The organism is Borreliella valaisiana VS116, assembly GCF_000170955.2.
GTDB classification, from domain to species: Bacteria; Spirochaetota; Spirochaetia; order Borreliales; family Borreliaceae; genus Borreliella; species Borreliella valaisiana.
This window is the reverse complement of the sequence record NZ_ABCY02000001.1, coordinates 662,934-686,392: the sequence shown is the minus strand read 5'-3', so window position 1 is coordinate 686,392 and position 23,459 is coordinate 662,934. Positions and strand designations below refer to the sequence as shown.

Here is a 23,459-nt window from a genome sequence, read left to right as displayed (position 1 = left end):
TTACTTATTTAAAAAATCAATCTTCTAATAATTCTTCTATTTCATTCTTAAGAACACTAACACCTGGCCCGTAAACCACCTGAACTCCATTGCCTTTAATAATTACTCCTTTAGAACCAGTTTTTTTTAAAATTTTTTCTGAAACTTTAAGAACATCTTTTACTGTAATTCTTAGTCTAGTTGCACAACAATCAAGCTCAACAATATTTGAAGCACCACCAAGCCCAATAATAACCTTAGTAGCATAATTTTCTTCAAATTCATTACTCTTAGAATCTGGAGAATCTACAGAATTTAAATCTTTCGTTCTACCAGGAGTTTTAAAATCAAATTTATTTATCAAAAATACAAAAGTAAAGTAATAAAGAAAAAACCAAACGGTGCCTACAACTGGCACCAAAAGCCAATTAGTTCTTGAATTTCCCTGCAAAATACCAAAAAGAATAAAATCAATAAACCCGCCAGAAAACGTTTGACCTATTGTAATTTGAAGAATATGCGCCAGCATAAAAGCAAATCCATCAAATGTAGCATGAACAATATAAAGAATAGGAGCCACAAAAAGAAAAGAAAATTCAAGGGGTTCTGTTATGCCTGTCATAAATGATGTTAAGGCTGCAGACATTAAAAGACCAAAAACTTTTGTTCTCTCATCACGCCTTGCAGTGTAATACATCGCAAGTGCAGCTCCGGGCAAACCAAACATCATGGTAATAAATCGTCCACTCATAAAACGACTGGTTCCAACAAAAAATCTATTTGTACCTTGAGCAGCAAGTTCTGCAAAAAAAATATTTTGAGTCCCTTCAATCAATTTTCCATCAATAATAACAGATCCCCCAAGGCCTGTTGTCCAAAATGGCAAATAAAATATGTGGTGAAGACCAAAAGGCCCAAGCATCCTTAAAAAAATTCCGTAAATAAGTGTTCCAATATAGCCGGTTGAATTTACTAAGCCTCCCGCTTTATTAATTCCATTTTGTACAAATGGCCAAAAAATAAACATAATTACAGCAAGAAAGATACTAGAAAAAGAAACAACAATCGGCACAAATCTAGATCCCGAAAAAAATCCAAGAACTTTGGGCAAATCTATCTTGTTAAACCTAGCATGAAGATAATAAGTCAAAATACCGACCATAACTCCACCAAAAACCCCCGTTTCTAAAGTCTTAATTCCAAGAACAAAACCCACAGCACCACTAGAGAAAGATTCTGCTTTGCCTGACAACTCAATTAAAACTCCAATAGTAGCATTCATTACAAGGTAACCAATAAATGCTGCAATCCCAGCTGTACCTTTATCTGATTTGGCAAGTCCAACAGCAATCCCAATAGCAAATATTGGAGCTAAATTTGCAAAAATAATAGAACCTGATGCACTCATTACCTTGAAAACTGATTGCAAGAAAAATATATCCAAAAAAGGATATATCTTAACAGTTTCCGGATTAGAAAGAGAGCCTCCAATTCCTAAAAGCAACCCTGCTGCTGGCAAAATAGCAATGGGAAGCATGAAAGAACGCCCAAATTTTTGAGCTTGTTCAAAACCCTTTACCATAAAAACCTCCTAAAATAAACAATATAATTAACTATTTAATGTTTAAAATTATCTTTTAATTCGATTTATTTTTTCTACAAATTTTTTAGTAATCTCAACAGGCCTTGTAATAGCTCCCCCCACAACTACTAAATCAACCCCCATTTCAAAACACTTTTGAGCCTTTAAAGGGGTATCTATTTTTCCTTCCACTATCAAAGTGGCTTTCAAATTGGAATTAAGCAAGGTTTTTAAAAAATTAAAATCATTGTCTGCAATATTAAAACCATTAGTACTTTTTGTATAGCCATACAAAGTTGTTCCAATAAAATCAAACCCCAATTTATCAGCATTAATAGCTTCTTCTAAAGAAGAAATATCTGCCATTAAACACTGGTTTGGATATTTTTTTTTAATATTTTTAAAAAAATCATCAAGCAGTACACCATTAGGTCTATTTCTAAGAGTAGCATCAAGGGCAATTATATCTACTCCTTCACTACAAAGCTCATCAATCTCTTTCATGGTAGGAGTAATAAACACATCACAATTATTATAATTTTGCTTAATAATACCTATTATTGGCAAATCAACTTCCAACTTAATCTGGCTAATATCATTAACTCCGTTGGCTCTTATTCCAACAGCTCCGCCTATTTTAGCTGCTAAAGCCATCTTAGACATAATAAAACTACTATGTAAAGGTTCGTTCTCAAGAGCTTGACAAGATACTATTAATCCTCTTTTGATTTTTGCAATAATAATCAAACCTCCCGTAAAATTTATTTTTAGAAAAAATATAAAAACTCAAATACAGATTATATTTTTTCTTTAAAAAAAACAATTCTTTTAAAGAAAATTAACATAAATTAACAAATATAAAAACAAAAAATAATTTATTATTCAATGCACATTAAGCTATAATTTAGGCATGATAAATAAAATCAACTGGTTTCCTGGCCACATGAAAAGAGCGTTAGATCTGATAAAGAATAATTTGCAAAAAACTAATATTGTGTTAGAAATACTAGATGCTAGAGCTCCATTTAGCAGCAAAAATCCATTAACTGAAAAAATTATTAAAAATCAAACCAAAATAATTCTTTTACATAAATCTGATATTGCTCAAACAACTGAAATTATAAAATGGAAAAAATATTTTGAAAATCTTGGCAATACTGTAATAATAAGCAATATTTACAAAAAAGGCATGCGCAAGCAAATAATAGATAATATTAAAAAAATAGTCATTGTTAAAAGGATAAAAAACTATAAAGAAAAAATAAAAGTTTTAATTATTGGGGTCCCAAATGTTGGAAAATCTTCAATAATAAATCTATTATCCGGTAGAAAGAGCGCAAAAGTTGCAAATAAGCCTGGATACACTAAAAATATACAAATAGTAAAAATAAATGAGGAAATTAATCTTTTTGATATGCCAGGAATTTTATGGCATAATTTAGCAGATCAATCGATTGCAAAAAAACTTGCAATATTGGATATGATCAAAAATGAAATATTAGACAACATAGATCTTGCATTATATTTACTTGAAATAATGGATCAAAATAATAAAAATATTTTACTAAAAAAATACGAAATATGTCATAAAAATTCACTTGATATTTTACAAAATTTTGCAAAAGCTAGAAAATTAATCGACAAAAAAAATGAGCTTAACCTTGAGAAAGCATCAAAAATATTAATTAAAGAATTCAGAGAAGGTAAATTTGGGAAAATAATTCTTGACAAGAATTATAATGCCTTTTAAAAAAGTCATTTACATAAATAATAATATTAAGTATAATCTTGATTTGTATTAATACAGCCATAAGGAGGTTGAAATTAGTTGGATAATTGTATCCTAGAGATTAAAAATTTAAGTCATTATTATGATAACAATGAAAACAAAACTTTAGATAACATAAATTTAAAAATTAAAAAAAATGAGTTTATTACTTTATTAGGTCCATCCGGATGTGGAAAAACAACATTAATAAAAATATTAGGTGGTTTTTTAAATCAAAAAAATGGAGAAATTTATTTCTTTTCTAAGGAAATATCTAAAATTATTCCAAATAAAAGAGAAATTAATACTGTATTCCAAAATTATGCACTTTTCCCACATATGAACGTTTTTGACAACATTTCATTTGGACTTAGAATGAAAAAAACACCAAAAGATATTATAAAAGAAAAAGTAAAAACATCTCTTTCGTTGATAGGAATGCCAAAATATGCATACAGAAATATTAACGAACTCTCAGGAGGACAAAAACAAAGAGTTGCAATAGCAAGAGCAATAGTAATGAAACCTAAGCTTCTATTACTAGACGAACCACTGTCTGCTCTTGATTTAAAAATGCGACAAGAGATGCAAAAAGAATTAAAAAAAATACAGCGCCAACTTGGAATCACATTTATATATGTTACTCATGATCAAGAAGAAGCATTGACAATGAGTGACAGAATTGTTGTAATGAACGAAGGAATAATTCTGCAAGTAGGAACACCTGAAGAAATTTACAATGAACCTAAAACAAAATTCGTAGCCGATTTTATTGGAGAAAGTAATATTTTTGATGGAACATACAAAAAGGAGTTGGTTGTAAGTTTGCTTGGCCATGAATTTGAATGTCTTGACAAAGGATTTGAAGCTGAAGAAGCAGTTGACCTTGTAATACGCCCAGAAGATATAAAAATACTTCCAAAAGGAAAAGGACATTTAAGCGGGACTATAACATCCGCAATTTTTCAAGGGGTTCATTACGAAATGACCATAGAAATTCAAAAAACAAATTGGATAGTTCAAAGCACAAGGCTTACAAAAGTTGGAGAAGAGGTTGACATATTATTAGAACCTGATGATATTCATGTTATGCATAAGGAATAATGGTTGTGAAAAAATTGATATTAATTATATATTCTATATTCTTATTAACATTTAGTATTCTTCCTTTACTAATAATACTACTGCTGGGATTTTTAAATGAAAAACACGAATTTACAATCCATAATTTTATTGGGCTTCTAAATCCAAGTTATCTTAACATCTTTTCAAGGAGTCTAAAATTAGCAACAATAGCGACAATTTTTTGCATTTTAATAGGCTATCCTGCCGCCTGGCTAATCTCATTATCAAAAAAAAGTACTCAAAATAAATTAATAATAATGATAATACTTCCCATGTGGATAAATACATTACTTAGAACTTACGCCTGGATGAGAATACTTGGGAAAAACGGATTTATAAACAACTTATTTGAAAAGATCGGAATTGGAAATTTGGACCTTCTTTACAATGAACAGGCTGTTACAACAGGCATGGTATACAATTTTTTGCCTTTCATGATATTACCAATATATACAGGACTTTTAAAAATTAAGCCAGAATACATTGAAGCAGCACAAGATCTTGGAGCAAGGATGTGGCAAATACTATTTTATATAAAAATACCCCTAACACTCTCTTACCTGGCAACAGGAATAATTATGGTATTTATTCCTTCAATCACAGTATTTGTAATTTCAGATTTGCTAGGAGGCTCTAAACAAATTTTGATAGGAAATCTAATAAGCAAGCAGTTTCTTTTCATAGAAGACTGGAACACTGGTGCTGCAATTTCATTTATTTTAATGTTAGTAATATTAATTTTTAATTTAATAATAATAAAATTAATGCAAAAAAATAATGGGGAATAAAATATGTTTAGAGCTTTTAAAAACATTTTCTTATTTTTAATACTCAGCTTTATTTACCTTCCAATAATAATCTTAATAATTTATTCCTTTAACTCTGGTGATAGTGGATTTATATGGCAAGGATTTAGTCTAAAATGGTATAAAGAAATTTTTGCTTCAAGTCAAATCAAGTCAGCAATATTTAACACTATTTTAATAGCTACAATTTCATCTTTAACTTCTGTTATTATTGGAGTTATTGGTGCTTACGCAATCTACAAAGCAGAAAACAAAAAATTAAAAACAATACTATTATCAGCAAATAAAATAACAATAATTAATCCAGACATCGTAACAGGAATAAGCCTAATGACATTTTATTCTGCAATAAAAATGCAATTGGGATTTTCTACAATGCTAATATCACATATAATTTTTTCAACACCGTACGTAGTAATAATAATTTTACCCAAATTATATTCTCTTCCCAACAATATTATTGATGCTGCCAAAGATCTTGGAGCCTCAGAAATTCAGATATTTTTCAATATAATTTATCCAGGAATAGTCGGAAGTATAGTAATTGGGACTCTTATTGCATTCACACTATCAATAGATGATTTTTTGATATCATTTTTCACTACTGGGCAAGGATTTAATAATTTAGCCATTCTAATAAACTCGCTCACAAAAAGGGGCATCAAGCCTGTGATAAATGCTATTTCTGCTATACTATTTTTTGCAATATTAAGTCTTTTGTTTATTATTAATAAATTTATAGGAATTAAAAAATTAACAACAGATGCTGAGCTTTAAAATACAAAAGGAGTACTTATGAAAAAAATTTTTATATTAATAACAATTCTTACAACTTTTGCTTGTGCTAAAACAAACACAATAACTTTAAACGTATTTAATTGGGCAGAATATATTGACGAAACTTTATTAGATCAATTTGAAAAGGAAAATAATATAAAAATTAATTATGAAGTTTTTCATAACAATGAAGAAATGATAGCTAAATTTAACACTACAAGGAACTACTACGATATAATAGTCCCATCAGAATATTTAATCCAAGAATTAATCGAAGAGGGTAAAATTACAAAATTAGATTACTCAAAATTGCCAAATGTAACAAAAAATATTTCTCAAAATCTTACAAACCTAGAACATGATCCTGGCAATCTTTATTCAGTACCAGCTTATTGGGGATTAATGGGCATACTTTACAATAAAAATAAAATAGACTTAAATGACATGCAAGGTTTTGACATACTATTTAATGAAAAATATAAAAAAGAGATTACAATGCTAGATTCCCCCAAAGACAATATTGGGGTTGCTCTAAAAAAACTTGAATACTCAATAAATGAACATGATATAGATAAAATTAAAGAAGCTGGCGAACTTTTAAAAATCCAAAATCCACTATTAATCGGATATTTCTCAGATGTACCTGCAAAATCATTAATGCTAAATGGAGAAGCATCTATTCAACTTACATGGAGTGGCGAAGCACAAAGCGCTATCCTAAAAAATAAAAACTTAGATTTTTATGCACCAGAAAACACCAATCTATGGATAGACACATTTGTAATTCCTATTGATGCACCAAATAAAACTTTGGCTTACAAATTTATAAACTTTCTATACGACAATGAACCATCTTATAAAAATTTTAAAGAAACTAGATATAATTCTCCAAATAAAAATGTAATAAAAAGAATAGAAGAAGAAGCAAAAAATAATCCCGAAATGAAATTATATTTAGAAGAAAAATTTATGCCAAAAGATTTTTCCAAATTTGAAATTTTTAAAAAAATACCTAAAAAAATAAAAGAAGAAATGCTCAAAATATATTTGAATCTCTCTTCTTAAATACAAAAATTTAAATACAAAAACAATCTTAAAAACTTTCGAAATGAAAGTTTTTAAGATTTTTGTCTATAATTCAAAAAAGATCTAAATATCAATTTTATATCAAGTCCAATTATAGATAAAGCAATCAATAAGATTAAAAATCCTTGATAAATTAAAAATGGAAAAATGTCAAAAGGAGAAAGCTTACCTTTTGTAAAATCCACAAGAGCTATAACATGCATACTATGAGGCAAAATGCTTAAAAAAAAGCACGAAGACATACAAAGTAAAGCTGCAATACGTTGTGAGTTTAAATTATTCTCCTTAGTTATTGATCTTACAACAGAACCACTCATTAAAATAGCAAGCCCATTATTTGCAAGAAACACAGTCAAAATGCCAACTAAAAACACAATTACAAACTCCGAAGTTCTTTTAGACTTTGACATTTTTTGCAATTTTAACAGTAACCAATCAAACCCTCCATACTTAATTGCCATATAGGAAATTCCGCCCGTAAAAACAACAAGAATAAACATTTCTCCTAAGCCTAAAAATCCTTCATTGATTTTTTTAGCCAGTAATAAAAAAGTAATATCTGAGTAATAAATTCCAATAATACCAGCAACAACAATACCTAAAAACAAGGCCAAAAATACATCAACACCCGAAATTGCAACAACCATAACAAAAATATATGGAATAATTTTAAAAAAATTTATCTCACTAGGCTCAATAATAAAACTATTAGTCTTACTATAATAAGAACCTAAAAATGCAAAAACAATGCTTGCTAAAATTGCTGCTGGGAAAGTATAAAAAGCTCCATTTTTGAAAACATCAACAATATTAACTTTTTGAGTATGACTTGAAATAATAGGAGTATCTGATATTAAAGACATATTGTCTCCAAATGCCCCAGCACTAAGAATAGCCCCAGCAACCAATGGAAGCGAAATGTTTACCTTATATGCAAGTTCCAAAGCAATAGGGGCAACAGCAACAACAGTCCCCATAAAACTTCCAGTAGAAAAAGACAAAAAAAGAGTAATTAAAAAAATGCCACATACTAGCAAATTTAATGGAACATATTTAAGACCAATATTTACTACAGCTTCAACACTTCCTATTTCTTTACAAACAGCAGAAAAAGCACCAGATAGCATAAATATTAAAGATATAAAAATAACATCTCGTTGAGCACACCCTTCAATAAATTTATTCATTTTTGCTAAAAAAGATCCCTTAAAAATAATAAATGTTAAAACAATAGCAATAAACATAGCAAATACGGGAGGCATTTGATAAAATGCCTTTTCTATACCATTAAAATAAAGAACAAGTCCAGTGCCAATATAAATTCCTATAAAAAGAAAAAAAGGCATAAGTCCCCAAAAATTTGGAACTATATTAGTTTCTCTTTCCAATTTAAAACCTCCTAAATCATATAATACAATTAAAAATAATTTATTCTAAACAAAGTTAAAAATAATAAAATCGAACAATGCAAGTCTTATATTTTTCAAAATTTTTATTTTTTTGAAAAATATAAAAAAACTTTTTTTATATCAATTCCACAAATAGATAAAATAACAAAAAACAATAAAAATCCAAAATAAACTAAAAATGGTAAAATGCTAATTGGCGACACAAGCCCATTTGAAAAGCCTACTAAAATAATCATTTGAGCGCCATAAGGAATAATACCTTGAAAAATACACGAGAACATATCTAAAATAGACGCACTTCTTTGAGGGCCGATGTTATTTTCAAAAGCTATATTTTTTGCTACTTTGCCACAAATAAGTATGGCAATTGTGTTATTAGCAAGAAAAATGTCAACTATTGAAACAAAAACACCAATAGAAAATTCAGCCGAACTTTTTCCTCTAACCAAAGATTTCAATTTAATAAGCAACCATTTGAAGCCTCCATTATGAATCGCAATAAAAGAAACTCCCCCTGTTAAGATTGAGAGAAAAATCAAATCCGCCATATTTAAAAACCCTTTATTAATGTTTTTTATTACATCTAAAAAGTATAAATTACTATACAAAACACTAATAATACATATAGAAAATATACCAAAAAAAAGAACTAGAAAAACATTCATTCCAGCCAAAGAAAAAAATATAATTATTAAATAAGGCACAGTTTTCACAAAATCTATTGAACTTTCATGTAGAAAGTTTGTAGTATTAAGCAAATTTCCAGAAAGAAAGAAAAAAGAAAAAAAAGTTAGTATAGCAGATGGAAAAGCATAAAAACTACTACTAATAAAAACATTTAAAATACTACTGCCTTGAGTTCGACTAGAAACAATAGTTGTATCTGATATTAAAGAAAGATTATCTCCAAACATAGCTCCACACATTACAGATGCTGCCATTAAATTCGGATTAATATTGCTTTTCACGGCAATATTAAAAGCAATAGGAGCAATTGCAACAATAGATCCAACAGAAGTACCCGCAGAAAAAGAGAGAAAGCAAGTTATAAAAAATATACCAGAAACAATCCAATTAGGATTAATATATTTAATTCCCAAATTTGCTACAGTTTCAACACAGCCTATTTCTTTGCAAAGAGAAGAAAAGGCCCCAGAAAGCATAAAAATAAGACACATTAGTATAATGTCATACTGAGCGGCTCCTTTAATAAATATGTGAATTTTGTCAGAAAATTTTCCTTTAAACCCTAAAAAACAAACAATAGAAGCAAAAAACATTGCAACGCTAGCTGGAAGCTGATAAAAAGCCATTTCTACGCCAAGAAACCCTAAATAAATTCCTGTGCACAAATACATAATAATAAAAACGAAAAAAGGAACAAGTCCAAAAAAACTTGGTTGGGCTTTTACTTCAATATTTTCCATATACATCCTTTAAATATAAGTACTGTTTTTTAAAAAGATTACTTATATTTTTTTAATAATAACGCAAATTATTAATCGATGCATAAACTTGTAATCAATTCAAGAACAAAAATCTTTAATTTTCTTAAAATTTTTAAAAAAAATTAATTTATCACAAACTTTACTACTAAGTCGAAAGAAATAAAAATTTGCTGACGTTAAATTACAAATAGAATAAACATTAAAAATAAATAGGAACAATAGAAATAAATTACATAAATTTTTTATCTTGTTTATCTTTTTAAAAACTGAAAAATTAAATTTTACGCCAAAAATGATCTTTTTCTAAAATAGAATCTATCTCTTTTGGTCCTTCAGACCCATAAAAATAATCACAAATTTCAATATCTGCCCATTTATTTGCAATATCTGAAACAAATTCCCAAGAACTTTCAATCTCATCACTTGTAGCATACAAAGTGCCATCCCCTAAAAAAGCATCTAACAATAAACGCTCATAAGCCTCATCAAATAATCTTTTAAATGTCCCATGATATGAAAACTCCATATTAGCAGTTTGAATTTCATAATTATATCCAGGTTTTTTGGTATTGAATTTAATTTCAATTCCATCTCTTGGCTGAATCCTAAATATTAAAGCATTGGAAAAATCAACAGAACTATTGTTAAAAAGAGTAAAGCTTGGTTTTTTAAATTGAATATATATTTCTGAAAATTTCCTAGCAAGCCCTTTGCCAGTTCTAAGATAAAAAGGAACACCAGACCAGCGCCAATTATTAATAAACACTTTCATGGCTAAATAAGTTTCAGTGCTTGAATTTCCCAAAGATTCTGTTTCATCTTTATAGCCTTTTTTAAAAACCCCTTGAATTTGTGAACCTATATATTGCCCCTTAACAATGCAGTTCTTAATATCCTCTTTGCTAATTTTCCTTAAACTTTTTAAAACTTTTACCTTCTCATCATGAATAAACTCAGAATCAAATTTAATAGGAGATTCCATTGCAACAAGACTTAACAATTGTAAAATATGATTTTGAACCATATCCTTTAAAGCTCCAACAGAATCGTAATACTCAGCTCTCCCATCAAGACCCAATTCTTCTGCTACTGTAATCTGAACAAAATCTACATAACGATTATTCCAAATATTTTCAAAAATGGAATTGCCAAATCTAAATGTAAAAATATTTTGAACTGTTTCTTTACCTAAATAGTGATCTATTCTATAAATTTGATCTTCTCTAAAAGCAGAATAGAGCAAACTATTTAATTTTCTTGCTGTCTCAAGACTAGACCCAAAAGGCTTCTCAAGAACTATTTTTGACAAAGTTAATCTTTCACTTAAAGAATACTTCTTCAAATGGTTAATTATTGGTCCATAAAATATGGGAGACGTTGAAAGATAATATATTGTTTCTCGGTTTTTATCTAAAAATTTAAATAATTTTTTATAAGGCTCTTTTTCATTAAAATCACCAAATACATAAATAAAGAAATTTAAAAAAATTTCAATCAAAGAATCAGTCTCTTCCTGCCATAAAGAATCTTTAATATATAATCTAAATTCTTTATCTGTAAAAATTTTACGAGAAAAACCAATAACCCTGAAATTGCTAATGCATTTATTTTTAAACAAATTAAAAAGTGACGGAATAAGTTTTTTTCTAGACAAATTCCCGGTAACTCCAAAAATTACAATATCGAAATTAGAAACACTTTTTTCTTTCATATAGTTTAATCCGATCTGATCAATTTATTATATATTACAAAATATATTCATAAATATTAACAAATAGCAATTAAGCTCAAATTAAATATCATTTTTTTACAAACAAAACTAGTATATAATAAGGAGAATGAAAAATCTATCACTATTTACAGATTTTTATGAAATTTCAATGATGAATGCCTATTTTACAAAAGGTATTAATCCTAAAGCAAAATTTGAAGTATTCTTTAGAAAAACACCCTTTAAAAATGGCTATATTGTTTTAGCTGGAATACATACATTAATTAATGAGTTGAAAAATATTCGTTTCAATGAAAATGAACTTACATATTTAAAAAGTTTAAACATATTGGATGAGCAATTTTTAAACTTTCTCAGAGAATTCAAACTAAACATAAAAATAAGCTCAATAGAAGAAGGTCGCCTGGTTTTCCCCTATATACCAGTAGTTGTTATTGAAGGACATCTAATAGAATTGTTATTAATAGAAGGGCTGGTGTTAAATATAATAAACTTTGAAAGTCTAATAGCAACAAAGACTGCCAGAATAAAAGAATCTGGTGCAAAAATTCTAGCAGAACTTGGTCTAAGAAGAGCACAAGGAATAAATGGAGCACTCTCTGCCAGCAAAGCTGCCTACATAGGGGGAGCAGACTTTACAAGCAATATGCTTGCTGGATATAAATACAATATACCAGTCACAGGAACAATGGCTCATAGCTGGGTAATGAGTTTTGAAAACGAAGAACAAGCATTCAGAGAATATGCAAAAACATATCCAAACAAAGTAAGCTTGCTAATTGATACTTACGACACGCTTAACAGTGGATTAAAAAATGCCATTAAAATATTTAGGGAACTAAAAGAAGAGGGAAAAAATAATTTTTCAATAAGAATTGACAGTGGGGATCTTGAATATCTAAGTAAAGCCGCAAGAAAAGAATTAAACCAAAATGGATTAAATCACGTAAAAATTATTGCGTCTAATGAGCTTGACGAAAATATTATTATGTACTTAAATTCAATAAATGCCCCAATTGATATTTGGGGTGTTGGAACAAATCTAGTTACAGCAAAAGGAGATCCAAATCTTTCAGGGGTATATAAAATGATCTCTATAGAAAAAAATGGGAAATTTATACCAAAAATAAAAATATCAAATAACACAGAAAAATCAACATTACCTGCCCAAAAAGAAGTCGCAAGAATCTATTTAAATGGTCAAATGCTCTTTGATTTCATATTTTTAAAAGAAGAAAAAGATAAAATCAAAGAGCACCTAAATTCAAGAAAAGAATTAACCATTTTTCATCCAATACAAGATAACGTTTTCAAAATCATAAAACAATATGACGATTTTGAATTTTTGATTCACACTGTCTTGGAAAATGGTAAGCTTTACAAAGGTTACGAACATAGTTTAAACAATATTAGAAATAAAAACAAACTTGATTTAAGCAGACTTGAACATACGTACAGAAGAATAATCAATCCCCATATATATAAAGTGAGCATCAGTATAAACTTAAGAAAGTTAAAAAACAAGCTAATAAAAGATAATAAAAGCAATTAACCTATGAACATATATAAAACCAATAAAGTAAATAATATTTATGAAAAAATTAAAGAATTAACTCAAAACGACAATATCTTTAAAAAAGAAACACTAATAATAGTAAAAAATGATCTTTTAAAAGAAGAAATCAAAAAAACTATAGCAAAATTGAATGAGATTTCTTACAATCTAAATATTAAAAAAAATGCTATAAAAAGCATATATGAAATTTCCTTAAAAAATCCCAATATAAAAAAATACATAGAAAAGAATACTTTTCCATTTTACCTGGAAACAGAAAAATTCATTTTATATAACATATTGAAAACCGAAAAACTAAAATACATAAAAGATTTAACATCAATAAAGAATAGATACTTTTTTGCATCAAAAATAATAGATTTATTCCACAATTATTACTCAAAATTTTCAAAATTAATTGAAACTTGGGAAGATAACGGATTTTTATTCCAAGAAGAAAATTTAAAACCCTACGAGAATATGCAAAAAGAACTATTTAAAAAACTCTTTGAAAAGCAAAAAAATATTTTAAACTTACATAAAAAAATAATTCAAGAAAAACCAACCAAAAATGTAGAAATTGAAATTAAAAAAATAATATTTATTGGCAATAATAGGGAGATTGAAAAAAAAATTCTTAATTCTTTAGAAAAAATTTTTGACTTTGAAGTGCATGTGCTAATTTTTGAAGATTTGCTCAACTATAAATCTCCTTTTATTAAAGAACTATTGTTAACAACAGAAAAAATCAGCCCAATAAAATCTCAAGCTTTAGAAAAAGTAGATATTGAATTATTTAAAGGTAAAAATTTCTTAACAAGCATTAAAAACAACATTATAGCACAAACTCCACTTTCAAAATTAGACGATAGCTTTAAAATAATAGAAGCTAAAAATCAAAAACGTGAAGTAGAAATTTTGGTAAATCAAATAATACACTCAATGCAAAAAAATAGCCTTAAATTAAGCGAAATAGCAATAACTTCTTTGCAAGAAAAATTTAATGAATATTTGCCATACATAGAAGAGTGCCTAAATAAATATGAAATTGAATATAGTGTTCTATGCTATAACAATTTGTCAAGAGGAGAAAGTATATTAGCCTTAAAAAGGCTAATGGATCTTTTTATATCAAAAAACGGAACAATTAGCAATTTCAGCAGAAAAGAAGTATTTGACCTGCTAAGTAGCAATAAAGTAATGAAAAAATTTAATATATCAATATCTGAATTAAACTATTTAATAGAATTTAGCGATGCAATGAACATTAATTTTGGTGTAAACAACACTCACAAAGAAAATCTAAAGTATGATCAAAACTTTTTAAACTCGTGGGAAGACGGATTTAATCGATTCTTAATGTCTGAAATATTTGACGAAAAATATGAAGGGGAAATTCAAAAAGAAAATACAAGATTTCAAGATCAAGAATCAATAATAAAACTCATGACAATAGTAAAAAGTTTGTACGAAGATATAAACTATTTTAAAAATAAAACATATAAAGTATATGAATGGGCAGAAATAATAGAAATTTTTATTCAAAAATATATTGATCTTGAAGAATTTAATACAACTGATGAATATTTACAAAACAAAATAAAATCCTTTAAAAATTTTCCCAAAGATTTAAATGACAATCTTTACAAAAACTATTTAAAAGAAATTAATGAAATAAAAATTGAATTTTATCTTTTTAAAATTATGCTTGAAGAAAGTCTTGAAAAGGAAAAATACGGAGTAATGTATAAAAAAAATGGAATATTGATTGCCAATTACAAAGAAATAGAATATCTTCAAAAAAAAGAAATTCATTTTTTGGGATTTCAAAAATTCAACTCTAAAATAAATTATGATAATATGAATTTATTAAATGAATACTATGAACATGAAAACACCGAAAAAGAGGCAGTCACAACTCTTTTTAATTTAATTTTTGCAACATCAGGAAAATTTTACCTTTACTATTCATTTCAAGACAATATAAACTCAGAAATTAATACATCAAAAACAATAAACAAAATACTTGATCACATACAAAAGTATGAAAAAAATTTTCAAATAGAAAAACATCCAAATGAAAACCATGACTTAGCATATTTTAAAGATGTAAAAGAGAATTATTTAATAAACTATGATTTAGAAGCCTTTAATATCGCAAAAATACTACAAAATTCTAAACCAATTAAGTTTAAGCAAAATAAAATTCAACTAGAAAGTCCAATTAAGTTAAATTTATACGAATTAAAAAACGCCCTTTCTAATCCTTACAAACATTTTTATGAAAAAACTTTAAACGTCAAAATACAAGACATAAGATTAGAAAATGAAATCAAAGAAAAACAAGAAGAACAAGTTTTTAGTGCTATTGAGATTATTTACAGACTTATAAAAAATTCAACATTACTACATGAATACATAATGGGAAAAAAAGATGATGTAAGTAAAGTAGTAGAGATTATTAAAAACCACATTAAACATGAAATACAACAAGGAAATATTCCTTTCAACATAGATCAAAAAACAACTGTGAATAATATCTTCAAAAAAATTAGTAAATTACAATATAATGCTGCTAAAAGCTTAAAAAAGCTTTCAATAATGATAAAAACCAAAATTAAATTTTGTCAAACAATAAAATTAAATTTTCAAAAGAAAAATATAGAATTTGAATTAAAAAAAGATATTGAAAATGTATATAAAATCGAAAACGATTATTTTTATTTGAATTTTGTAAAAAAAGACTATTATAGCATCCCAGATAAAATAAAAAATGAAATAGATTTATATATAACAGGATTGCTAATAAAAAAAGAAATACAAAATTTCAACTCATTAACCGAAATAAAAATTGATCTTGATAACTTATCCGTAAAAACAACTATTTGTTATCACCACAACGAAATAATAATTGATGATATTGAAAATATACTTATGCAATTTGCATATATATCAAGCTATCCAACTCCAATTTACCAAAGCTTGATAATTAAAATTTTAACAAAAACAAATCAAAATAATTTTTCAAATTGTTTTAAAAATTTCATAACAATGCAAATAAAAAACCCTTCTAAAGCTTATTTCACAAGCAAGGCACACGAGAGATTTTTAAAAACTAGTGAAATAACACTGTGTGATTACTATAACAGATTTAAAGACACTCACGATTTCAAGCTAGACAAAAATTTACTAATATTGATGGAAAAATTTTATATTAAATTCGCAAGGACAAAAAATTAAAATTCATGGACAAAATCATAGAAAAAATTCGAAACAACACAACAATATTAATAGAAGCATCAGCGGGAACTGGCAAAACTCACGTACTTGAAAATGTGGTTATAAGTTTAATGCAAAACAAACTATATTCCATAAATGAAATTTTGGTATTAACTTTTACAAGAAAAGCCACAGAAGAAATGCACACAAGAATACTAAAAGCAATAGAAAATACTTATTTTAACTCAAAAACAAATGGAGTTTTAAAAGAAGCCTACGAGCAATCAAAAAAACTCTTTATATCAACAATCAATAAATTTGCATTACATGCCTTAAATAATTTTCAAATTGAAACAGAAAATTATTCCAAATATAAACCTAAAGAAAAATTTTCAAAAGAAATAGATGAAATGGTTTATGACTTTTTAAGAAAATCAGATAGCCTGATTCAAGCTGTTGACATTAAAGACTATGAATTTAAAGTATTTAAATCTGATGCTAAAAAAACAGAAGAAATTGTTTTAAAAATAAAAAAAGCTTACGAAAGAGATACAACTAAAGAACTTGGGGATTGGCTTAAAACCCAAACTACATTTGAAAACATTCTTCTTAAAAAGGAAGAATTAATCAAAGATTACAACAAAATAATAGAAGAATTAGACAAAATGACAACAGATGAAATATTAAGTTTTTATAATAAACATATTCAAACTGGCAAACTTGAAATAGAATACTCTAAAGAAAACGAAATATTCAAAATAGCAGAAACATTATTAAAAAATAAATTTTTTTCAACTTTAATAGAAAAAGAAATTAAAAAAAATACTAAATTATTACCTAAAGAACTTAAGATTAAAAATGATTTAATCCATTTAGGAATTAATATTAACCATGAAAAATATAAAACAGAAGACAATAGAAATAAAAATAGAAATAATTTAAAGCAATATGTTATTTTAAAAGTTGAATACAAAATACTAAAGTATATAAAAAAAGAACTAGAAAAAATTATTAAATCAACAAACACAATAGATCAAAATTACATAATTTCAAATTTAAAAAATTACTTAAAATCAGAAGACAAAAAACTCCTAAATGCAATCAAAAATCGATACAAAATCATTTTAATTGATGAGGCGCAAGACTTAAGCTTAACACAAATAGAGATATTTAAAATATTAAAAACAGCAGGAATAAAATTGATATTTATAGCCGATCCTAAACAGATAATATATTCTTTTAGAAAAGCAGACATTTCTTTTTATAACAAAGAAATAAAAAATAAAATTAACACAGATGCTAGAATTATACTAAAAACAAATCACAGATCAAGTAAAAAGCTCATCGAGCCTTTAAATAAAATTTTTAATAATATATATAATAATGCAATAGCCGATGAAATTGAAAAAATTGAATTTACCAACTCACTTCCAAATCAAAAAAATGACAATAATAACATTTTCATCAACGGACAAGAAATAGAAGGAATCAACATAATAACCACAAATTCCGAAAACGAAGAAGACATTTACCAAAAAACAGCATTAACAATAAAATACTTACTTACATATGGAACAATTGCCGAAAACAATGAAATTAGAAATATTAAAATGCAAGACATTAAAGTACTTTGTAGAGGAAAAAATGAAATCAATTTAATAGATAAAGCATTAAAAAAAGAACAAATTCAAACAAATAAAACCCAAGAACAATTTTTAAAAACCAAAGAATTTAGCGAAATTTTCTATATTCTTAAGTGCTTAGACCGAAAACAGAATTTTAAAACTTTAAATTATATTCTAAACAGTAAAATATTAAATGTACCATGGAATTTACAAAGAATTTTAATCAAACAAGACAAAATTCATCTCATAGAGGAATTTATTGAAAATATAACAGTTTTACTTGAAAAAAATGAAATAACATTAATAAATGCAATTAACAAAATCACATCCGAAAAAAACTTGTGGATCAAAATTGCAAATAGCACCAAAGATCAAAAAATTATTGAGTGGGCAAAAAATAAAATAAATTACAAAGGCCTTCTTATCAAAGAAGGTAAACTTGACAATTTAAAAACCTACGAAACAACACTTGAGATTATCTCTAAAATATATCATAAAGAACAAAACATACAATCTCTAATCTCTACTTTAGAAAGTCTAATAATAAACGAAGAGCCTGAAGAAATAGAAGAAAAAATCAATAATATAAATAATGACGATGAATCTATAGAACTAATGACAATACACAAATCAAAAGGGCTTAGCATGAATATCGTATTTTTAATAAATACATCTCCAATAGAAAATGGCAATATTTTTTCAAAGAAAAATCACTTTTACAAATTTTATCAAGACGGAAAAATTGAATATGATTTTTTTAAATTAGAAGAAAACAAAAAATATGCAAGACTAAAAATACTAAGTGAAGAAAAAAATATATTTTATGTAGGAGCAACAAGAGCTAAATTTGCTCTTTTTATTGCAAAAACAAATAGTATAACTAGCAAATTATTAGAAATAGCAAAAATTTTTACTATCGACGGCATTAAACATGACTTTAACATATATGAATTTATTAGCCAAAAGAGATTCAATAAAAAAAAGAACAATACAAATGTAAATGCGAAATTAATACCACCAAAACCAATAATTAAAAACATGTTTAAAAAAGAATATACATCTAGTTTTTCAAGTCTAACAGCGCAAGCTCATCATCAAACATTTTACGAAAACTATGATTTTAAAAATACTAACTATGAAAAAGAAACAGATCTTGATTTCGATTCAACATTAGAAGAGGTTCTACCTAAAGGAAAAGATAGTGGAAACATTTTGCATGCCGCAATGGAGGAAATAATCTTTAGCACAGCAAAAGATACATTTGATAATTTTAAAAAAAATAATATTGAAATTATTAAAAAACAAATACAAAAAATTAACTCAAATCTCAATACAATAGAAATACAAAATTCATTAACTAAAATGATTTATAATATACTAACTTATAATATAAAAGCAATTAATACTCGTCTGTGTGATATTGAAGAATTGCAGAAAGAAATGGAATTTTTAATCAAAATAAATCCTAAATTTCAAAAACAAAAACATCTTTTTGACAGCCACTTTGAAGATCTTCACATAAAACTCAATGACGGATACTTAAAAGGAATAGTAGATCTCATATTTAAAGCTAATAATAAAATATACATTCTGGATTACAAAACAAACTATCTTGGAAAAGATAAAGATGATTACAATATAACAAATTTAAAAAATATAATAAAAAAAGAATATTATGATTTGCAATATAAAATATACGCACTTGGAATAAAAAAAATATTATTTAAAACCAAAAGAGAATATAATCAAAAATTTGGTGGAATAATATATCTTTTTACAAGAGCATTTAAAGATAATATTGAATGTTTGCAATCAAAATTTGAAAATGGCATTTATTTTGATCTTCCAAAATTTAATGATGTGGATTTAGATCAAATCATCTCAGAATTAAGTATTAAAAGGCTCTTATGAGAGATTTTTTAGTTTTAAGAGAATTTTTAAAAAATAAAAACAAAAAATTTTTAACTCCCGAGCTTAAGCTTTATGAAATAATTGAACTTTTAAATATCAATAAAAAAAATTGTTATAAAGCACAAACACTTGCAAAGTCAATAAAAAATGAAAATATTGTAATATTTTTAATATTTTTATTTAACTACTTTGATAAAGGTCACTTAAGAGCTGATATAAATCTATTAGCAAAAGATATTCAAAACACAATAACATTCACAAAAGACAACCTAGAAAAAACTAATCATAGTTACAATAAATTAATAAAAATGTTAAAAGAGTTAGAAACATTTGGAAATCTAGAAACTATTCAAGATATAGTTTCACTTTTAAAAAAAAACAACATAATAATGGAATTTAATAATCTTAAAATTACAACTCCCCTAATTCTAGAAAACAATATTTACATTTATACTCAAAAAAACTATAGAGAAGAAGAAGAGTTAATAAAACAAATTATAAAAAGATTAGAAAACCATAAAAGTGAATTAAATGACAACAAAATACAAAATATAATATCAAATTTGAACACCGAAAATTTAAATAAAGAGCAAATTACATCAGTAAGAAAGGCATTAAAAAGCAACTTCTTTCTATTAAGCGGAGGCCCGGGAACAGGCAAAACTACAACTATTAACTATATCTTAAAGGCAATTAATAAAACATCAAACAATAAAAAAAAATTAGTAGCAATTACAGCTCCCACAGGAAAAGCTAGCTTAAGGTTACAAGCAAGTATCGATCATTCATTCAAAAATTTAGAAATAGAATGTAACACAATTCAAAAACTATTGGGAATCAAATTTATAAACAAAAAAAATCTATATGATGAAGAAAATCAACTAAATTTTGACCTAATAATAATTGACGAAGCTTCAATGGTAGATGCATACACTTTTTTAAAGCTATTAAAAGCAACACCAATAACTACTAAATTAATAATGGTGGGAGACAAAAATCAACTACCATCGGTAAATGAAGGGAATGTATATTCAAGCCTTCTAAGAATAAAAAAATTAAATAACGATAATGTAGAAGATCTTAAAGAAAATTTCAGGAGCAATAAAGAAATAAACTTGCTCTCAAAAGCCATATACAAAGAAGATAGCAGTTTGATTTGCAAATATATTAATAACAATAAAAATGTTCAATTAAAAGAAATAGAAAAAATAAACTTAAAAAAAGATCTAATAGAATATACAAACAATTTATATAAAAAAATACCCACTTTTAATCTTAAATTACTAAAAAAATCAAAAATTGAAACAATACTTGAAACTTTACTTGAAAATATAATTTTAAGTTCAAAAAATTTTGGAAAATTTGGAACTAAAACACTAAATGAAATAATAAAAACTTACCTAAAAAAGACTTACGGAAACTTTACTGGTCAAATAATAATGATAACTAAAACTGACTATAAAAATAAATTATTTAATGGAGAACGAGGTATCATTTTTAATGAAAATTCTAAATTTTATGCTTTATTCCAAAGAAAAGATGAAAAATATAAAAAAATAAATTTAGATTTACTAACAAATTATGAATTCAGCTTTGCCACAACAATACACAAAAGCCAAGGATCTGAATATAAACACATAAAAGTAATATTGGAAAATAATCCTTTTTTAACAAAAGAACTTATGTACACTGCAATAACAAGAGCTAAAGATAGCTTAGAAATAATTTCTAACAAAGAGACCATTCTCAAACTAAGCAAAAAATCTAGCGAAAGAGACTCAAAAATACTAGAACATTTAAACTCATTTAAAGAAATTGACAAATAAATCAAAAACAACTATAATCTTTTTAAAAGAATGACTTTGGGGGGCGTAGTTCAGATGGTTAGAACGCTTGCCTGTCACGCAGGAGGTCGCGGGTTCGAGACCCGTCGCTCCCGATAGTAACTTTTACACTTTATTATATCATCAGCTTTTCTTAGAAAATTTATCCATTCTAGAAGGTTTTGAATAATAAAAAATTATAAATGTTTAATTTAAAAGCTATAATTTAAGTAATCCAAAAAAATTTAAACCTTATGGGGAAAGGAGAAGGTAAAATGAATCTACGAAAATATTTATTTTTCACTGCTTTACTATTGATTTCAACATATGTTTTCGCACAAACCAACACAACAACAGAAAATATAATTTCAAATAAAAACTTAAGCCAATTTGGAGTAGAAGAGATCTGTCCAATATGTGGATACGTTAACTGTGTTTGCGATGAGAAAAGTACAGAAATCGCTGCAAAAATCACTCAATCAAATACAGCAGGCTTATTTGCAAGCATAGCTATAGTAGCATTGTTAACAGTTATGGGATTATCCCTAGTAACACACAAATTGTATAAATCAAAATTAAAAATTTAAACAAACTAAATACTGTAGCTTTTTAAAAGCTACAGTAAAGTTTAAAAATCAAATACTCAACTCTATTTAAAAGATTAAGAAATTCAAATGTCTTCAACCCTAATCTCACAAAGCATCTTTTTAACATCTTGAAATTCACAAAGATTGCCTTTTAATGCCGTAGCTGTACCGGCTGCAACACCAAATTTAAATGAATCTGCCAAAGTATTTTTATTGTCAAACGCATACACAAATCCTGCAATCACAGAATCTCCTGCCCCAATAGTGCTAACAGAGCTAATCTTTGGAACAAAGGCTCTAAAAGCAACATTTTTGCCAATAAAAATAGCTCCGTCACTTCCCATAGAAATTATAATATTTTGAACTCCACTTTCTACAAGATTTTTCCCAATTTTAATCAATTCTTTTGTGGAATTGAATTTAGCATTAAAAAGATCTTCAAGTTCATAAATATTAGGCTTTATTAAAAAGGGATTTAATCTAAGAATTTTTTTCAAAGGTTTACCACTAGTATCAATGATAAGCTTAACATCACTAGAAATTATATTAGATATTTCGTTGTATGCATTCTCGCCAAGAGCTTCAGGAACGCTTCCTGACATCACCAATATACTATTATTTGCTAAACTTTTAAGCTTATTTTTCAAAAGTTCAAATTCATCCTTAGAAATATCTGGGGAATTAGCATTAATTTCTGTTTCTCTGCCATTTGCTATCATTTTAATATTTAATCTTGTATTATATTTTATTTTAATAAAATCGTTTTTTATACCCTTAGAATTAAGAGAAAATCTTATATAATCACCCGTAAAACCTCCTAAAAAGCCAAGAGCCATACTAGACTTTCCCAAATTTTTAAGAACAGTACTTACATTTATTCCCTTACCACCAGCAAAGAAATTGTTATCCAAAGCATAATTAAGACTTTCTTCCTGAAATTCTTTTAAAACTATTTTATAATCCACAGAAGGATTAAGTGTTAGAGTATATATCAAGATAATCTCCTTTAATTGATAAAATCAATTAA

16 protein-coding genes and 1 tRNA gene are annotated in these 23,459 nt (G+C 26.5%); 11 read left to right on the top strand and 6 right to left on the bottom strand.

Translation table 11 applies throughout. From position 1 onward, the window contains the following. Positions 1–16 precede the first annotated feature (16 nt). A complete protein-coding gene (locus BVAVS116_RS03245) occupies positions 17–1,561 on the bottom strand; it encodes a maltose/glucose-specific PTS transporter subunit IIC (RefSeq protein ID WP_006068750.1) in 1,545 nt (514 codons plus the stop codon). A gap of 48 nt (positions 1,562–1,609) precedes the next feature. Beyond that, positions 1,610–2,308: an N-acetylmannosamine-6-phosphate 2-epimerase gene (locus BVAVS116_RS03240; RefSeq protein WP_006068832.1), complete on the bottom strand. Its 699-nt coding sequence runs from the start codon at positions 2,306–2,308 to the stop codon at positions 1,610–1,612. 163 nt (positions 2,309–2,471) lie between these two features. Between BVAVS116_RS03240 and ylqF the strand changes: the two genes are divergently transcribed. The 5 genes from ylqF to BVAVS116_RS03215 all read left to right on the top strand — a co-directional run bounded on the left by ylqF (position 2,472) and on the right by BVAVS116_RS03215 (position 7,102). Then, positions 2,472–3,311 (top strand): ribosome biogenesis GTPase YlqF, encoded by an 840-nt coding sequence (gene ylqF, locus BVAVS116_RS03235; RefSeq protein ID WP_006069009.1) that lies wholly within the window; start codon positions 2,472–2,474, stop codon positions 3,309–3,311. Positions 3,312–3,389: 78 nt separating this feature from the next. After that, positions 3,390–4,433, top strand: a complete 1,044-nt coding sequence (locus BVAVS116_RS03230) for an ABC transporter ATP-binding protein (RefSeq protein ID WP_006068826.1) — start codon at positions 3,390–3,392, stop codon at positions 4,431–4,433. Positions 4,434–4,438: 5 nt separating this feature from the next. Next, on the top strand, positions 4,439–5,242 hold the full coding sequence (locus tag BVAVS116_RS03225; protein WP_006068376.1) for an ABC transporter permease: 804 nt from the start codon (positions 4,439–4,441) through the stop codon (positions 5,240–5,242). A 3-nt stretch (positions 5,243–5,245) separates the two neighbouring features. Next, positions 5,246–6,037 (top strand): ABC transporter permease, encoded by a 792-nt coding sequence (locus BVAVS116_RS03220; protein ID WP_006068249.1) that lies wholly within the window; start codon positions 5,246–5,248, stop codon positions 6,035–6,037. A gap of 18 nt (positions 6,038–6,055) precedes the next feature. Continuing rightward, complete coding sequence (locus tag BVAVS116_RS03215; RefSeq protein WP_006068505.1) at positions 6,056–7,102, top strand: ABC transporter substrate-binding protein; 1,047 nt, start codon at positions 6,056–6,058, stop codon at positions 7,100–7,102. A gap of 53 nt (positions 7,103–7,155) precedes the next feature. On the opposite strand, the gene BVAVS116_RS03210 is transcribed toward BVAVS116_RS03215, so the two are convergent. The 3 genes from BVAVS116_RS03210 to zwf all read right to left on the bottom strand — a co-directional run bounded on the left by BVAVS116_RS03210 (position 7,156) and on the right by zwf (position 11,691). After that, positions 7,156–8,511: a Na+/H+ antiporter NhaC family protein gene (locus tag BVAVS116_RS03210; protein ID WP_006068648.1), complete on the bottom strand. Its 1,356-nt coding sequence runs from the start codon at positions 8,509–8,511 to the stop codon at positions 7,156–7,158. A 104-nt stretch (positions 8,512–8,615) separates the two neighbouring features. After that, on the bottom strand, positions 8,616–9,959 hold the full coding sequence (locus tag BVAVS116_RS03205; RefSeq protein WP_006068736.1) for a Na+/H+ antiporter NhaC family protein: 1,344 nt from the start codon (positions 9,957–9,959) through the stop codon (positions 8,616–8,618). A 295-nt stretch (positions 9,960–10,254) separates the two neighbouring features. Beyond that, positions 10,255–11,691, bottom strand: a complete 1,437-nt coding sequence (gene zwf / locus BVAVS116_RS03200) for a glucose-6-phosphate dehydrogenase (protein WP_006069007.1) — start codon at positions 11,689–11,691, stop codon at positions 10,255–10,257. A 127-nt stretch (positions 11,692–11,818) separates the two neighbouring features. Between zwf and BVAVS116_RS03195 the strand changes: the two genes are divergently transcribed. The 6 genes from BVAVS116_RS03195 (at position 11,819) to BVAVS116_RS03170 (ending at position 22,432) form a co-directional block, all read left to right on the top strand. After that, positions 11,819–13,264, top strand: a complete 1,446-nt coding sequence (locus tag BVAVS116_RS03195) for a nicotinate phosphoribosyltransferase (RefSeq protein WP_006068817.1) — start codon at positions 11,819–11,821, stop codon at positions 13,262–13,264. 3 nt (positions 13,265–13,267) lie between these two features. After that, on the top strand, positions 13,268–16,507 hold the full coding sequence (locus tag BVAVS116_RS03190; protein ID WP_006068921.1) for an exodeoxyribonuclease V subunit gamma: 3,240 nt from the start codon (positions 13,268–13,270) through the stop codon (positions 16,505–16,507). Positions 16,508–16,512: 5 nt separating this feature from the next. Next, on the top strand, positions 16,513–20,022 hold the full coding sequence (gene recB / locus BVAVS116_RS03185; RefSeq protein ID WP_006068394.1) for an exodeoxyribonuclease V subunit beta: 3,510 nt from the start codon (positions 16,513–16,515) through the stop codon (positions 20,020–20,022). After that, positions 20,019–21,848: an exodeoxyribonuclease V subunit alpha gene (gene recD / locus BVAVS116_RS03180; RefSeq protein WP_006068247.1), complete on the top strand. Its 1,830-nt coding sequence runs from the start codon at positions 20,019–20,021 to the stop codon at positions 21,846–21,848. The genes recB and recD overlap by 4 nt, the downstream gene beginning before the upstream one ends. A gap of 39 nt (positions 21,849–21,887) precedes the next feature. Next, a tRNA-Asp gene (locus tag BVAVS116_RS03175) sits at positions 21,888–21,961 on the top strand. A gap of 159 nt (positions 21,962–22,120) precedes the next feature. Next, complete coding sequence (locus BVAVS116_RS03170; RefSeq protein ID WP_040351345.1) at positions 22,121–22,432, top strand: hypothetical protein; 312 nt, start codon at positions 22,121–22,123, stop codon at positions 22,430–22,432. A gap of 83 nt (positions 22,433–22,515) precedes the next feature. Here the strand turns inward: BVAVS116_RS03170 and pfkB are convergent, their stop codons facing one another. Beyond that, a complete protein-coding gene (pfkB, locus tag BVAVS116_RS03165; RefSeq protein WP_006068852.1) occupies positions 22,516–23,427 on the bottom strand; it encodes a 1-phosphofructokinase in 912 nt (303 codons plus the stop codon). Positions 23,428–23,459: the final 32 nt, after the last annotated feature.

Coding starts and splice junctions, on each gene's coding strand:
- BVAVS116_RS03245 (WP_006068750.1), bottom strand. CDS start 1,561: ATGGTAAAGGGTTTTGAACAAGCTCAAAAATTTGGGCGTTCTTTCATG.
- ylqF (WP_006069009.1), top strand. CDS start 2,472: ATGATAAATAAAATCAACTGGTTTCCTGGCCACATGAAAAGAGCGTTA.
- BVAVS116_RS03220 (WP_006068249.1), top strand. CDS start 5,246: ATGTTTAGAGCTTTTAAAAACATTTTCTTATTTTTAATACTCAGCTTT.
- BVAVS116_RS03215 (WP_006068505.1), top strand. CDS start 6,056: ATGAAAAAAATTTTTATATTAATAACAATTCTTACAACTTTTGCTTGT.
- BVAVS116_RS03205 (WP_006068736.1), bottom strand. CDS start 9,959: ATGGAAAATATTGAAGTAAAAGCCCAACCAAGTTTTTTTGGACTTGTT.
- zwf (WP_006069007.1), bottom strand. CDS start 11,691: ATGAAAGAAAAAAGTGTTTCTAATTTCGATATTGTAATTTTTGGAGTT.
- BVAVS116_RS03195 (WP_006068817.1), top strand. CDS start 11,819: ATGAAAAATCTATCACTATTTACAGATTTTTATGAAATTTCAATGATG.
- BVAVS116_RS03190 (WP_006068921.1), top strand. CDS start 13,268: ATGAACATATATAAAACCAATAAAGTAAATAATATTTATGAAAAAATT.
- recB (WP_006068394.1), top strand. CDS start 16,513: ATGGACAAAATCATAGAAAAAATTCGAAACAACACAACAATATTAATA.
- recD (WP_006068247.1), top strand. CDS start 20,019: ATGAGAGATTTTTTAGTTTTAAGAGAATTTTTAAAAAATAAAAACAAA.
- BVAVS116_RS03170 (WP_040351345.1), top strand. CDS start 22,121: ATGAATCTACGAAAATATTTATTTTTCACTGCTTTACTATTGATTTCA.